Origin of the sequence: Deferrisoma camini S3R1 (assembly GCF_000526155.1) — a bacterium.
In the GTDB taxonomy this organism is placed as follows: domain Bacteria; phylum Desulfobacterota; class Deferrisomatia; order Deferrisomatales; family Deferrisomataceae; genus Deferrisoma; species Deferrisoma camini.
In genome coordinates this window covers 799652-812787 of sequence record NZ_JAFN01000001.1, presented here as the reverse complement: position 1 = coordinate 812787, position 13136 = coordinate 799652, and the positions used below count along the sequence as shown (strand labels likewise).

Annotated in this window: 12 protein-coding genes; 1 reads left to right on the top strand and 11 read right to left on the bottom strand. The window is 75.4% G+C overall.

Features of this window, described 5'->3' with window-relative positions; genetic code table 11:
• Positions 1–72: 72 nt before the first annotated feature.
• Positions 73–846: a HEAT repeat domain-containing protein gene (locus DEFCA_RS19060; RefSeq protein ID WP_025321645.1), complete on the top strand. Its 774-nt coding sequence runs from the start codon at positions 73–75 to the stop codon at positions 844–846.
• Positions 847–852: 6 nt separating this feature from the next.
• Here DEFCA_RS19060 and DEFCA_RS19055 read toward each other — a convergent pair whose 3' ends face one another.
• The 11 genes from DEFCA_RS19055 to DEFCA_RS23985 all read right to left on the bottom strand — a co-directional run bounded on the left by DEFCA_RS19055 (position 853) and on the right by DEFCA_RS23985 (position 13067).
• Complete coding sequence (locus tag DEFCA_RS19055) at positions 853–1806, bottom strand: HEAT repeat domain-containing protein (protein WP_035802871.1); 954 nt, start codon at positions 1804–1806, stop codon at positions 853–855.
• A 2-nt stretch (positions 1807–1808) separates the two neighbouring features.
• A complete protein-coding gene (locus DEFCA_RS0103440) occupies positions 1809–3314 on the bottom strand; it encodes an AgmX/PglI C-terminal domain-containing protein (protein WP_025321643.1) in 1506 nt (501 codons plus the stop codon).
• A complete protein-coding gene (locus DEFCA_RS0103435; RefSeq protein ID WP_025321642.1) occupies positions 3315–3815 on the bottom strand; it encodes an ExbD/TolR family protein in 501 nt (166 codons plus the stop codon).
• A 3-nt stretch (positions 3816–3818) separates the two neighbouring features.
• Entirely contained in the window at positions 3819–4307 is a 489-nt protein-coding gene (locus DEFCA_RS0103430) for an ExbD/TolR family protein (protein ID WP_025321641.1), read from the bottom strand.
• A 3-nt stretch (positions 4308–4310) separates the two neighbouring features.
• Entirely contained in the window at positions 4311–4946 is a 636-nt protein-coding gene (locus tag DEFCA_RS0103425) for a MotA/TolQ/ExbB proton channel family protein (RefSeq protein WP_025321640.1), read from the bottom strand.
• 104 nt (positions 4947–5050) lie between these two features.
• On the bottom strand, positions 5051–5257 hold the full coding sequence (locus DEFCA_RS0103420; RefSeq protein ID WP_025321639.1) for a hypothetical protein: 207 nt from the start codon (positions 5255–5257) through the stop codon (positions 5051–5053).
• Positions 5258–5622: 365 nt separating this feature from the next.
• Positions 5623–6708, bottom strand: coding sequence for a tetratricopeptide repeat protein (locus DEFCA_RS20225; RefSeq protein ID WP_025321638.1), 1086 nt, complete (start codon positions 6706–6708; stop codon positions 5623–5625).
• Entirely contained in the window at positions 6705–9506 is a 2802-nt protein-coding gene (locus DEFCA_RS23995; protein WP_025321637.1) for a tetratricopeptide repeat protein, read from the bottom strand. The genes DEFCA_RS20225 and DEFCA_RS23995 overlap by 4 nt, the downstream gene beginning before the upstream one ends.
• A complete protein-coding gene (locus tag DEFCA_RS23990) occupies positions 9503–11236 on the bottom strand; it encodes a tetratricopeptide repeat protein (protein ID WP_169709428.1) in 1734 nt (577 codons plus the stop codon). The genes DEFCA_RS23995 and DEFCA_RS23990 overlap by 4 nt, the downstream gene beginning before the upstream one ends.
• A complete protein-coding gene (locus tag DEFCA_RS0103400) occupies positions 11221–11700 on the bottom strand; it encodes a hypothetical protein (RefSeq protein WP_169709427.1) in 480 nt (159 codons plus the stop codon). The genes DEFCA_RS23990 and DEFCA_RS0103400 overlap by 16 nt, the downstream gene beginning before the upstream one ends.
• A gap of 83 nt (positions 11701–11783) precedes the next feature.
• A complete protein-coding gene (locus DEFCA_RS23985) occupies positions 11784–13067 on the bottom strand; it encodes a hypothetical protein (RefSeq protein ID WP_025321634.1) in 1284 nt (427 codons plus the stop codon).
• Positions 13068–13136 lie beyond the last annotated feature (69 nt).

The following is a 13136-nucleotide window of genomic DNA, read 5'->3' as shown; positions in this document are numbered from 1 at the left end:
AAACGGGTACACTGGCTTTTCACAAGCGGACGAACTCAGGCCTCGGGTCCCCACCACAGAAAGGAAGGCACCATGCTCGACCGACTGCTCGACGAACTGCGCAGCGAGGACAAACTGCAGATCCAGAAGGGGCTGGAGGGTCTGTCGGAGCTCTTTCCCCAGCTGGAGGGCCCCTCGTTCGAGGAGGCGGTCCAGGCGGTGTCGGCCCTGTTCTACATCGACCCCATGGATCATCCCGAACTGATCCCCGTGCTGGAGCAGGCCGAGGAGGTGCTGGCCGAGCAACGCACCCGGATCATCCCGGTGCTCCTGGAGATGCTGGCCGAGTCCGACCTGAAGACCCACTTCCACCTGGCGGCCGTGCTGGGCCGCATGGGGTACGCGGCCGTGGACCCGCTGCTCCAGGCCTACCGCACGGCCGAGCGGGACGACGACCGGGTGTTCCTGCTGTACGCCTTCGGCAAGATCCGGGACCCCGAGGTGGTGCGGGCCCTGCCCGTGCTGTTCGAGGCCATGGAGGACCCCAACCCCGAGGTTCGCGACACCGCGTCTCGGGCGGTGGGCAAGATCTGCGAGTACGTGAAGCCCGACCGGGTGGACCAGACGCTGCGCAAGGAGATGTTCGACCGGCTCATGGCCCGGCTGTCGGACCGGTACGCCGGGGTGCGCAGCAAGGCGGTGCGGAGCCTGGGGAAGATGGCCCGGTTCGGCTACCTGGAGCCCGAGCAGAAGGAGCAGCTCGCCTCCATGCTGGCCCGGATCCTCGGCGAGGACGACGCCGAGAACTGGGACGTGGCCTACGTGGTCCGGGCCGAGGCCGCCAAGGCCAAGCAGTTCGTGGGCTAGGGGCCCTCACGGCCCCTTCCCCAGCACCCGCCAGCCCGAGGGGGTCTGTTCCACGCGGTACCCCTCGCCCTTGAGGTAGGCGGCCATCTCGAGCAGGGCCCGGTTCCGGCGGGTCTCGCCGTCCACGATCCGGGCCACGGCCGGGGCCACCCGGTCGTGGCCCGGCGCCTCCTGCCGCAGCCAGGTGAACGCGGCCCAGGCCGTGCGAAGCCCCTTGGACCGGGCCAGCAGGTCGGCCACGGCATCCGCCACCCCCTCCCGGCCCCGCGCCGCCTCCAGGGCCTGCAGCACCAGGAACTCCGGGGCGCCGGGGTCCTGCAGCAGGTCGGCCAGATCCTCGTCCCCCAGCCGGTCCCAGGCCCTCAGCGCCCCCAGGGCGGCCGCCCGCTCCGCCGGGGAGCCCCGGCGCAGGGCGGTCCGCACCGCGGCCACCAGCTCGGGCCGCAGGTCCCTGACCCCCAAACGGCCCAGGTTCCGCAGGGCCTGGGCGCGTACGCCCGGGTCCCCGAAGCCGAGCGCGGCCTCCAGGTAGTACAGGTGGGTGGGGCGGGTCCAGCGTTCCACCGCGGCCAGGGCCTCGCGCCGGACCCCGGGGTCGGGGTCCTCGGCCGCGCGTTTCAGAACGGTCCGCTCCAGGGGCCGTTCCCCCAGCTCCCCCACCACCCGCACGGCCGCCCGGCGCACCCGGGGCGACGGATCCTCCAGGCTCCGGGCCAGCAGGAGCCGGGCCTCGGACTCCAGCGGCCCCGACCACAGCCGGCCCAGGGCCAGCAGCGCCCGGGCCCGCGCCGCGGGCGCGAGGGTGCCGTCCCCCATCAGGTCGGCCAGCGCCGCCGGGTCTTGGGCCACGGCCTCGACCCGGGCGGCCGCGGCAGCAGCCCCCTGGACCTGGGCTCGGGTCCCCGGCCCGGCGAGCGTCAGGACGGCCGCGACGGCCACGGCGCAGGCTCGGCTCCCCATGGTCACATGCTCGGGAAGAACACGAACGGATAGGTGACCGTGACCGGACGGTCCGCCACGGCCGGAAGGGTCCAACGGCGGATCCGGGCGAGCAGGGCCTTCTCCAGCTCGGGATCCCCCAGGGTGGATTCCACCACCTCCAGGGCCTGGATCCTGCCGTCCGGCCCCACGGTCATGCGCACCGTGAACTTGCCCTCCAGGTCGGGGTTGCGGCGCAGGGCCCGGTTGTACAGGTACCGCAGCCCACCCAGGTAGGCGCCCACGGCCCGGTGGAGCTCGGCCAGCACCTCGCGCATCGTGACCTCGTCCCACCCCTCCTCCTGGGGCGCCTCCACGGCCTCCTCGGCCGGGCCCTCCAGCTCCACCGGTTCCGGGGCCGCCGCCACCCGGCTCGCGGCCTCGTCCACCCCGGTGGCCACCGCGGGCCCGCCCGAGCCCCCGCCCCCGCCGCCCCCCGCGGGCGGGGTGGCCTCGAGCCCCTGGACCTTCTCCAGCACCCGGTCCAGGTCCGCGGCCGCTCCGCCGCCCTGGAGCACCGAGGCCCGGCGGCGGGACACCGAGGCCCGGCCCCGGCCACTCAGAAGCCCCAGGAGGCCCTTGTTGGCCACCCTCTTGCGGATCTGCTCGCGGCTGGGTCCGGCGGGCCGCTCCGCCGGGCCGGCCGGCTTCTCCCCGGCCGGGGGCCCGGCCGCGGGGGCCGGCGGAGTCTGCTGGGGCGCCTCCTCGGCCGGGGCTTGCGCCCGGGGCTCGGGCTCGGGTTGCGGTTTCGGCTCGCGTTCCGGCTCCGGCTTGGGCTGGGGCGCGGGTTCGGCGGGCTCCTTCTTCGCCTCGGTCGCGGGCGCCCTCCGGGCCTCCTCGGCCCGGCGTTGGGCCAGGAGCTCCTGCTGGATCCGGGTGCGTTCCTGGGGGGCCTCGTAGATCAGCTTCGCGAACCGCCGGCTCACCGCCTCGGGCTTGGGGGCGGGGGGCACGGGCACCGTGCCCAGGCGCAGGCACAGGAGGGCCAGCACGCCGTACAGGGCCCACGAGAACAGGGCGAACGGCCACTCCTCCCGGCTCAGCAGCCCGCGGCGGAACCGGCGGGGCACCCCGCCCAACCGGACCACCGGCTCCAGCAGGGGCGGAGGCCCGAACGAGAACTCGATGCGGAGGCCCCGGGCCTCCACCGTGCCCTCCATGGCCGGGGTCAGGCCGAACCACCGGCGGCGGCGCCCCCCCTGCAGGAGCCCCAGGGCCTCCAGGTCCTCCACGGCCAGCACCGACCGGCCCGTACGGATCTCGCCGGTCATGCCGGGCCGTACCACCAGCCGCGGGCCCGGCAGGAACAGGTCTTCCCAACGGTCCACCCCCGGCACGGGGTATGCGAACTCGATCCCCACGCTGGGCCCCCACCGGACCCGGCCGGTGGGGGCGACCACCTGCCCCACCCGGCGGTCGCCCCGCCAGAACCGCACCCACAGCACCCGACGGGCGGCGGGGGCACCCGGCTTCGGCTTGGCCAGCCCCATCTACTCCTCCTGAAACACGGCCAGCGACTGGTTCACGTACCCGGCCTGGCCCGCGGTGTAGATGACCTTCTTGAGCAGCCGGAACGGGATCTCCCGGTCGCCCTGGAGCACGATCTCACCGGTGAACACCACCGACGGGTTCTTCGCCGCGACCTCCTTGACCCTCGCGGCCCGCTCCTCCAGGGCCCGCAGCAGCGGGGGGATCGCCATGTCGTCCGAGGCCAGATAGGGCGTCACGTCCTCCACCAGCAGCTCGCCGTCCAGGTACAGGGCCCGGTCGTTGAACCCCACGCTCACGGCCCGGGCCACCTCGAGGGTGGCCGTGGAGGTGGGCAGCCGGATCGCTTCGGCGATGTTGATCAGGTGGCCCTCGGTGGAGTAGCTCTTCAGGAGGAACACCAACAGGATCGTGAACACGTCGATCATCGACGTGATCTGCAGGGTCATCTCCCGGGGCCTGCGCCGGAAGTGCTTCTTGCGCTTGGTGGGCGAGAACGGCACGGCTCACTCCTCGACCGGGGCCTGGACCCGGTCGGCCAGGGACACGTCGGGGAAGTGGGGCCGGGCCCGGTCCATGGCGTGCACGACGTCCTCGTAGCGCACCGCGTCCTCCACCAGCAGCACCAGGGCCTCCTGGCCGGGGAACGACCTCTTCACCCGGGCCAGGGCCGCGGCCAGGGCCTCGAAGTCGTACCCCCCCTCGGCCGTCAGGGGCACCCGCTCCAGCGTCTCGTCCCCCGACGCCACCACGAACCCCTCGTCGGTCATGGCCACCGTGACCGACCGGGCCAGCTCCTCGGGGGTCGGCTCCTCCAGGTACCGGACCTCGTCGGCGCTGGGCAGGCTCATGGAGATGGCGGCCACCTTCTGGAACACCGCGGTCTGGAGCAGCATGGGCACGAGCACCACGAGCAGGCTCATCACCGGGATCAGCTTGAGCTCCACGTCCGCGTGCACCCGGTGGCGCCGCTTGCTGGGCCGCAGGCCGGGCATCCGCTACCCCTCCCTCCGGGAGGTGGTCAGCAGGTTGATCAGCTTCACCGAGTACTCGTCGATCTCGTCCACGATCTTCGCCGCCTTCGACTGGAGGAACGCGTAGAACACCATGCACGGGATCGCCACCAGCAGGCCGTAGGCCGTGGTGTTCATCGCCATGGAGATGCCCCGGGCCAGCATGGCCGCCTTCTGGGAGGGGTCGGCCCCGGCCACGGCCTGGAACGCCTGCATCAGGCCCAGGATCGTGCCCAGGAGCCCCAGAAGGGTTGCCACGTTCGCGATCATCGACAGGTAGTGGATCCGCTTCTCGATCTTGGGGATCACGGCCAGGGCCTCCTCGTCCACGGCGTTCTGCACCGCCCGCTCCGTTCCCCCGGCGCCGAGGGCGGCCTCGATGCCGGCCCGCAGGATCCGGGGCAGGGGCGCGTCCCCGCACAGGTCGCGGGCCGCCTCCAGATCTCCGGCCTCGATCAGGCGTCTCAGCTCGCCGTAGAACTTCCGGCCGTCCACATTGAACCGCACCAGAAGCCAGTACAGGCGCTCCAGGATCACCGCCACCCCGAACCCCAGGGCGCCGGTGATGGCGTACATGAACACCCCTCCCTCCTGAAACGCCCTGGCCAAACCTTCCCACATGCGCGTACCTCCGGATGATCGGTCGTGTGAACTGCCGTGAATCGTAAACTGCCGTGAATCGTGAATCGTAAATCGTGAATCGTTGGGACGAGCCGCCCAGCCGCCTAGCCGCCTCGCCTCCCAGCCTCCCCCTGCGGGAGCAAGGGCTCCAGGATCTCGGGCCGGAAGTCCCGGGTGCGGGGGCCCAGGTCCAGGGGGGTGGGCCGTCGGGGGATCACGTAGAACACCCCGGGCCGCTCCACCTCGCCCCGGATCTCGACCTCTTTCATCCGGATCTCGGCCGGCGGCTTCGGCCGTTCCGCCGCCGGCACGGCCCCTCCAACACCCAAGAGCGCCAGGGCGACGAGAAGCGCGAGGAATGGCCGGAGGTCGTGAATCGTAAATCGGGAATCGGGAATGGGCCAACTTACGTGAATCGTGAATCGTGAATCGTGAATGGTTGAACGGCCGTAGGTCGTAGATCGCAGGTAGTTCGTGGTAGCAACTGCCGCAGGTCGTTTGTCGTTGGTCGTTCGTTCGGAAGACCCAACGACCAGCGCGCTCCGGCCTGCAATGGACGGCCTTTCCCACCACCTGCTACCAGCGACCTGCGACCCACGCCGACCGGCCCGCCGCGGCGCGGCCCCAGCACATCCACACGTTCCCCCCCGATTCGCACCGGGCGTCCCCGAACCCTTCATCTCTCCCCTGCCCTTCGTTTTGCCGCCTTGCGCCACCGGGCCACGTCCCGGTCGTCCGGGGACAGCTCCAGGTACCGGTCGTACACCTGGATCGCGTCGGCCAGCCGCCCCAGGTACTTCTCGTAGCAGATGCCCAGGTTCTTGAGGGCCGGCAGGTAGCCGGGCCGGACCTCCAGGGCCTTTCGGTACGCCTCGGCCGCCTCCGCATACCTGCCCTGGGACCGAAGGGCCAGGCCCAGGTCGTTCCAGGCCTCGGGCCGTTCGGGCTCCTTCTCGATCGCCTCCCGGAGCACGGCCTCGGCCTCGGCCGCCTCCCCCTGGCCCAGGAGCACCACGGCCAGGTTCACCCGGGCCGCGTACCGCCCCGGATCCAGGCGAAGCGCCTCCTCGTACGCCGAGCGGGCCTCGGCGCCGAGCCCCTGCTCCCTGGCCACGTCCCCCCGCAGGCCCCACGCCTCCGGATCCCGGGGCCACCGTTCCACGGCCGCCTGCGCGGCCTCGGCCGCCCCGGCCAGGTCCCCCCGCAGGAGCCGGGCCCGGCCCAAGGGCACCCACCACCGATCCCCTTCCTCGGCCCCCACCGCCGTCTCCAGCAGCCGGGACGCCTCGTCCACCCGCCCCGCCCGCAGGGCCAGCCACCCGGCCCACCCCGCGGCCACGGCCCCCCGGTCGGCCAGGCCCTGCCAGCTCTCCGCCTCGCGACCCAGCCGGGCCGAGAGCCGGGCGTAGGCCTCCACGGCCCCGGCATCCCCGGGGAGCCGGTCCACCACCCCGGCCCAGGCCTCCCGGGCTCCGGCCAGGTCGCCGGTGGCCTCCCGGGCCCGGGCCTCCAGCCGCCAGGCCTCGGCCAGGTCCGGGTCCAGGGTCCGGGCCCTTTGGGCGGCCTCGATGGCCCTCCCGTACTCGCCCCGCTCGAGCGCGGCCCGGGCCCGGGCCGCCCACTGGGCGGGGCCCAGCCGGGCCGCGGCCTCCCCCAGGGCCGGGGCTTGTTCCGTCGGCGCGGGGGTCGGCGCGGGCCGCGGGCCGGCGCAGGCGGCCAGCAGGCCCGCCACGATCCAGGGCACGAGCCGGGAGGGCCTCATCGCTCCGCCTCCGGCGCCGGGGGCGGGGCCGGCGGGTCCACCGCGGTTACGGCCTGCTCGGGCCTCCGGTACGCCCAGGGCACCAGCGCCTCCAGCCGGGTGAACATCCGCTCCACCCACGGCGTGACCGTCCCGGCCCGTCGGGCGACGGCCACGCCCTTCTGGTAAAACCCCACCGCGCGCTCCTCCAGGGGAAACGCCCGCTCCTCCAGGAGGAAGTCGTACTCCTCCAGCTCCTCCGGGCTCAGCCCCTCGGGCCGCTCCGACTCCAGCAAGGCCTGCTTCATGTGCTCGAACGCCTCCCCGGCCCGGTACAGGGCCTCGGTCACCACGTCGGCGAACGGCACCCCTGCCGCCCGGGTGAGCCAGGCCAGGGCCTCCTCCAGCAGGGCCTCCTTCTCGGCCAGCCGGGCCTCCAGATCGCCCCGCAGCTCCACGGCCCGAAACCGTTCCAGCCGACGGCGGGCCAGGGCCAGGGCGGCCCGGGCCCGGTGGTAGGCGCCGGGGCCCTCGGCCGGGGTCGCCCAGGCGGCCCGATAGGCCGCTTCGGGGTCGCCGCCGCCGGCCTCCAGGGCCTCGGCCCGGCCCACCCACGCCTCGGCCACCCGGGGGTCATCCGGGAACCGGCGTGCGAACTCGGCGTACCGGTCGGCCGCCCGGTCCCACCTCTCGGCCTTGGCCCAGGCCCGGGCCGCCCCGAACAGGGCGTCCGCGGCCTCGGCCGGGTCCGACGAGCCCCGGAACAGGGCCTCGCGGTCCTGGGCCACCCGGACCCAGTCCCCCTGGCCTTCGTGGATGCGGCTGGCCAGCAGCAGGGCGGCGCGGGCGTGGTCCGAGCCCGGGTAGGTCCGGGCCAGGCGCTCGTACAGCTCGGCCGCCTCCCCCTGCCGGCCGGCGTTCCGGAGGTTCTCGGCGGCCCGGTACAGCGCGATGCGCGAGGCCTGGGCCGCCGGGAACTCCTCCACCAGCCGCAGGAAGTGCCGGTTCGCCTCGTCGATCCGGCCCGCGGCCTCGGCCGCCTCCCCCTGCTTGAACACGCTGAACACCACCAACTCCCGGGCCCGGCTGCGCTCGTCCTGATCGGCCGCCGCCTCCAGGGCCTTGCGGGCGGCCGCCTCGGCCTCGGCGTAGCGCTCGAGCCGGAACAGGCACGTGGCGGTCCGGCCCCAGGAGCGGGCGGCCTGGGCGGAGGCGGGGTGGCCGGCCCGGAGCCGCTCGTACACCGCCGCGGCCGCCTCCAGGCGGCCCGCGGCCAGCAGCCGGTCCCCCTGGGCCAGGAGCACCTCCGGGACCCGGGGCGAGGTCGGGTTCCACCGCACGAAGTCCGCGTGGCTCTCGATCCACTCGTCCAGCACGGAGGGATCCTCCTCGACCAGCCGGCCCAGCACCTCGATCCGCCGCAGGGCCGCGTCCTCCCGGCGGTTCCGCCGGTCCTCCCGCTCCGCCACCCGCCGGTAGGCGTCGGCCGCCTCCCGGAACCGCTGGGCCTCCCGGAGGGCGTCGGCGTACCGGTAGGCCATCTCGTAGCCGGCCTCGGAGCCGTCCCCGAACCAGTCCAGGTACGCCCGGTACAGGGCCAGGGCCCGGCCCAGCTCGCCCTGCCCCCGCTGGGCCCGGCCGTGGCGGTACAGGGCGGCCAGCCGAAGCCCCTCCTCCACCATGGCGTCGCGCTCGGCGGCCAGGTCCGTGCCGGCGTGGGCCCGGTCCCAGGCCGACCCCGGCCCGTAGCGCCGCACCCAGCTCTCCCGGCGCGTCATCGCGGCCTCCACGTCCCGCCGGATCCGGTAAGCGGCCAGGATGCCCCGCTCCATCTCCAGGCACAGGGCCGAGGTCGGGTACGCCTCCACCCCGGCCGCGTAGGTGGCCACGGCCTCGTCGTAGCGGCTGGCGTCCAGGAACAGGTCTCCGAGCTTGCGGTACAGGTCCGGGCCCCGGTCGGCCACCTCCGGGTGGTCGGCCAGGTACCGCTCGAGGGCGGGAAGCCCCCCCCACTCGAGCAAGGTCTTGCTGAGCACCTCCAGGGTCTCCCGCCTGAGGTCCTCCCGGCTGGGATCTGCGTCGGCCAGCACCCGGTGGAACGCCTCCACCGCCTCGGGGTACCGCTCCAGGTTGAAGAAGCACCAGCCCAGCTTGTACAGGGCCGCGGCCCGGTAGGCCTCCTTGCCCTCCTCGACCACGGCCCGGTAGTGGGCCGCGGCCTCCTCGAGGCGGCCGTCGTCGAAGGCCACCTCGCCCAGCCGCATGTGGATCTCGTCCCGGTACGGCGTGTCCGGGTCCCGGCGCAGGACCTCGCGGTAGGCCTCGGCGGCCCGACGGACCTCGCCCCGTTCGCCGTACACGTACCCCAGGTTGTAGAAGGCGGTCAGGGCTTGGGGGCTGTCGGGGTACCTCCGCACCAGGCGCTCGTAGTACCCCACGGTGTCCACGTACCGGTCGCGGGGGGGGATGTCGGCCTCGCCCTCGTAGGCCCGGCGCAGGGCCTCGGTCTCCCGCTCGAACGCGAGCTCCGCCAGCCGCAGCAGGATCTCCGGCTTGCGGTCCTCGGGCGTGCCGGGCCGGCGCAGCAGGTCCTCGTACCGGGCGACCAGGTCGTCGCCCGGCTCGGGGGGCGCGGCCCCGCCCCTGCGCAGGGCCTCGAGCCGGGCCCGGGCCTGGCGGGTGGCCTCCGACAGGGTGCGGGCACGGGGTGCGGCCTCCTGCCGGCCGGGGGGAGCCGGCCGCTGCCGCGGAGCCGGAGGGGCACCGGCACAGCCCGAGACGAGGAGCGCGGCCCCCCACAGGAGCGCCCACCGCCTCACGGCCGGCCCTCCCGGAGCAGGTGTAGGGCCTGGGTCTCGTCCAGAGCGTAGAGGTCCGCGCGTCTGCGCCAACGCGAGGCCTCGGCCACCAGGCGCTCCCGCGTCGCCCTGCGCCCCTGGGCCTCGGCCTCGGCGCGCAGGGCCTCGATCTTCCCCCGGACCGCCTCGATCCGCTCCCTCAGCCCCTGCAAGGCCTGCCGGGCCCGGCCCACCCGGGCCGCGGCCTCGTCGAGCGCTTCCCGCACCCCCTCCACCGACGACGCCACCGTGGCGAGCCCCTCCCGTTCCTGGGCGATCCGGGCCGCCAGCTCCCTCTGCCGGGCCGACACCCGCTGGCGAAGCCCCTCCAGGAACGCGGCCCGGGCCCGCGCCAGGCGCTGCCGCACCGCCAGCAGCCGGTCCCGCAGGCCCTGGGCCGCCCCAGGCGAGGCGGCCTCCAGGGCCTCGACCGCGCCGTAGAGCCGGTCCGCCTCCCGGTCGAGCCCCCGGTGCCGGGCCGACAGGGCCGACACCCTGGGCCGGGTCTGCCGGGGGACCAGCACGTCCAGGGGCACCGTGTCCAGGTACGCACCCACCCCCTCGGACATCCGCCCCAGCTCCGCCCCCAGGGCCGCCAGCCCCGCCTCCGCCCGGTCCACCCGGCCGGCCCGCCGGGCCAGGAACCCCTCTCGCACCCCCAGGGCCGCCGACACCGCTTCGAGGCGTGCGGCGAGGGTGTCGAGGCGCCTCGCCACCGGACGGATCCGGTCGAGCTCCCGGCGCCACACGGCCGCCACCTCGGGCCGGTCGGCCCGGGCCTCGAGCGCGGCCGCCGCGGCCCGGGCCCGATCCCTGGCCCTGCCGTACCACCGGGCCGCCTCGGCCGGCACCCCCGCCGCCTCGTAGGCCCGCCCCTCGGCCCAGAGGTACAACGGCTCCCTCCCGGGATCCCGCTCGGCCGCCAGGCCGAACGCGGCCAGGGCCTCGGCCGCGGCCCCCAGCTCCAGGCCGCACCACCCCATCCCCTCCAAGGCTTCCGGGTACCAGGGGCTGTCGGGGCCGATCCGGTCGAACTGGGCCCGAGCCGTGGCCAAGGCCCGTCTGCGGGCCTGGGGGGTCAGGTCCGACAGCCCGGTGGCCACCTGGTAGAGCACCCGGCCCCGGGTCAGCCGGATCCGGTCGGCCAGGGGTGGGGGGGCCGCCTCGATGGCCTTGGCCAACAGCTCGAGCGCCTCGGCGTGGCGGTCCTGCTCGAACCGGATCTGGGCCAGGGTGTGAAGCGCGTAGGGGAGGAACGTCCCCCCGTCCACCCGGGCCAGGGCCTCGGCCGCCTCCTGCTGCCGGCCCAGCATCCGGTAGCTCTGGCCCACCCGGTACCACAGGCCGGCCGGGTCGGTGAGGCGGCCGGGGCGGGCCGCCTCGTAGCTTGCGATCACCCGGTCGTACCGGGCCCGGCCGAACTCCCGCTTCACCAGCTCCTCCAGGGCCGGGCCGGAGAACGCGCCGTCCGACACGGACAGCTCGGCCCACAGCCCGAACGCGGCGGGCCGGAACCCGGCCCGGTCCAGGGCCAGGGCCCGGAAGTACCGCTCGGCCCGGGTCGGCCGGGGGGACCGTGCCAGCAGGTCCACGGCCTCGGCCCCGTCGCCGGTCAGGGCCCGGACCACGCCGGCCTCCCCCCACACCCCGGCCCGCGCGGCCCCGGCACACGCCAGGAGCACGGCGGCCGCCAGGGTCACTCGACCCGCCACTCCACTTCCCCTTCCCCTGCCGCGGCCACCCAGGCCGAGGGCCGGGCTGCCGGCGCCTCCAGGCGGGCCGCATCGCCGGGCTCCCCGCCCGCCGCCCCGATCCACACCTCGTGCTCCCCGGCGGCCACCCACACCCGGGCCACCTCGACCGCGAGCCCCTTCTCCAGCAGCTCCCACTCCTCGGGCAGGAGCCGTCGCACCGCCACCCGGGTGCCGTCCACCCGCACCTCCACGGGCTGGTCCCTCCACGCCGGGTCCGGCTTCTCCACGAACACGAACACCTGGGCCATGCCGGCCCAGACCACCTCCCGGGCCACGGCCTCCAGGTCCTTGCGGATCGCCTCCACCTCCCGGGCGATCTCCTCCAGCCGGGCGTCGTAGTCGTCCACGGGGTCGGCCGCCCGCGCCGCGCCGGCCCCCAGGAGCAGCACCGCAGCAACCGCCACAGCCCAAAACCGTCTCACGGAGCCTCCCGGTCAGTTCGGTCGTCAGTCATCGGTCGTCGGTCCGGGGCCCTCTGCCCACTGGAAACCGCCCGCCTCGCGGCCTACCGGCCACGCTCCCACACCCGCCAGGCCGCCTGCACCGGCCGGAGCGAGAGCTTGCGCACGCCCAGGAACCGGATCGTTCCCTCCAGGGGGTCCCCCGGGTTCTCCACGAGGTACGCCCGCGCCCGGGCGCCCCCGCCACCCAGGTCGCTGAAGCAGGTGACCCACGCGCGCAGGCCGGACGGATCCCGCCATCCGGCCACCGCGGCGGCCGAGCCCCCCACCCCCCCGTCGAACAGCAGCCGAACCCCGTCCACGGCCCCGGGGTCGAACAGGGGGTCCGGCCTCGCCGGCCCCGTGCGCCGCCGGCCGTCGGTCACCCACAGGTCCAGATCGACCGAGGCCCCCTCCCACGAGAGCACCAGGGCCCAGCGGGGCGGCTCGCCCTGGCCGGCCGGCAGCGCCACCCCGGGCCCCCCACGGCGGCGGCCCTCGGCATCGGTGGCCTCCAGCCGAGCCTGCCGGGCGGAGGGGAACAGCAGCACCGGCACGTCCCCGGCGCCCGGGGCCACCGGGTACGGGATGCCCCCGGCCCACACCACCGGATCGCGGGCCCCCTCGGGCACCTCGACCCGAAGCGTGGCCCACCAGTCCTCCTGCGCCTCCACCCGGGCCCTCAGGGCGTCCCACCGGGGTCCGGCCGGTCCCACCCGCCGGGTCCACACCCCGCCCGCAGCGGCCGCGGCCAGGCCGGCCCCCCCCACCGGCACCGGCAGGGTCCATAGGGGCTCGGCCGGCCGGTACCGCCACAGCTGCCCGTCGGCCTCGGCCCAGACCGCCCCCGCGGGCCGCCCCAGGGCCCACACCCGGCCCGCCGGGGCGACGCCCGGCCCCGGCTCGAGCACCGTGACCGGGCCGGGCCGGGCCCGGGCCTCGCCAGGAGGGCTCCACGGGTACACCCGCACCTCCGAGGCCGTCCCCTCCCCTGCCGACGCCACCGCGAAGCGGCGCGGCTCGACCCCCAGCGCCCGGGCCGTCCCCAGGGCCAGGGCCTCGGCCCACATCCGGCCGAGCTCCTGGTTCACCGGCCGCGGGCCGACCGGGTCGGTTCGGCCCACGAACAGCAGCCCCCCACCCGAGGCCAGCGCCGCAGCGGCCCGTTCCAGGAGCTCGGCCGGCGGCTCACCCCCCTGCAGGGCCTGCCCCGCGACCGTGGCCACGGGCCGGGCCGTCGGGGGGGGCGGCTCCACCACCCGAAACGGCTCCGCCCCGGCCCCCGCGGTCCATGCGAGCCACGCCGCCACCGCGACCGCCCACACCCGGCGGCCGCGGCATGGGGCCACGGGAGTCGTTCCGGCTCGAAACGTCTTCTCCATCCTCTTGTCTCTCGGCAGAAACCGTATATCCTGCCT

Bases quoted from the DNA above. Each gene is read 5' to 3' on its own strand.
- DEFCA_RS20225 (WP_025321638.1), bottom strand. From the start codon at position 6,708: ATGAGGCCCTCCCGGCTCGTGCCCTGGATCGTGGCGGGCCTGCTGGCC.
- DEFCA_RS19055 (WP_035802871.1), bottom strand. From the start codon at position 1,806: ATGGGGAGCCGAGCCTGCGCCGTGGCCGTCGCGGCCGTCCTGACGCTC.
- DEFCA_RS19060 (WP_025321645.1), top strand. From the start codon at position 73: ATGCTCGACCGACTGCTCGACGAACTGCGCAGCGAGGACAAACTGCAG.
- DEFCA_RS0103425 (WP_025321640.1), bottom strand. From the start codon at position 4,946: ATGTGGGAAGGTTTGGCCAGGGCGTTTCAGGAGGGAGGGGTGTTCATG.
- DEFCA_RS0103440 (WP_025321643.1), bottom strand. From the start codon at position 3,314: ATGGGGCTGGCCAAGCCGAAGCCGGGTGCCCCCGCCGCCCGTCGGGTG.
- DEFCA_RS0103430 (WP_025321641.1), bottom strand. From the start codon at position 4,307: ATGCCCGGCCTGCGGCCCAGCAAGCGGCGCCACCGGGTGCACGCGGAC.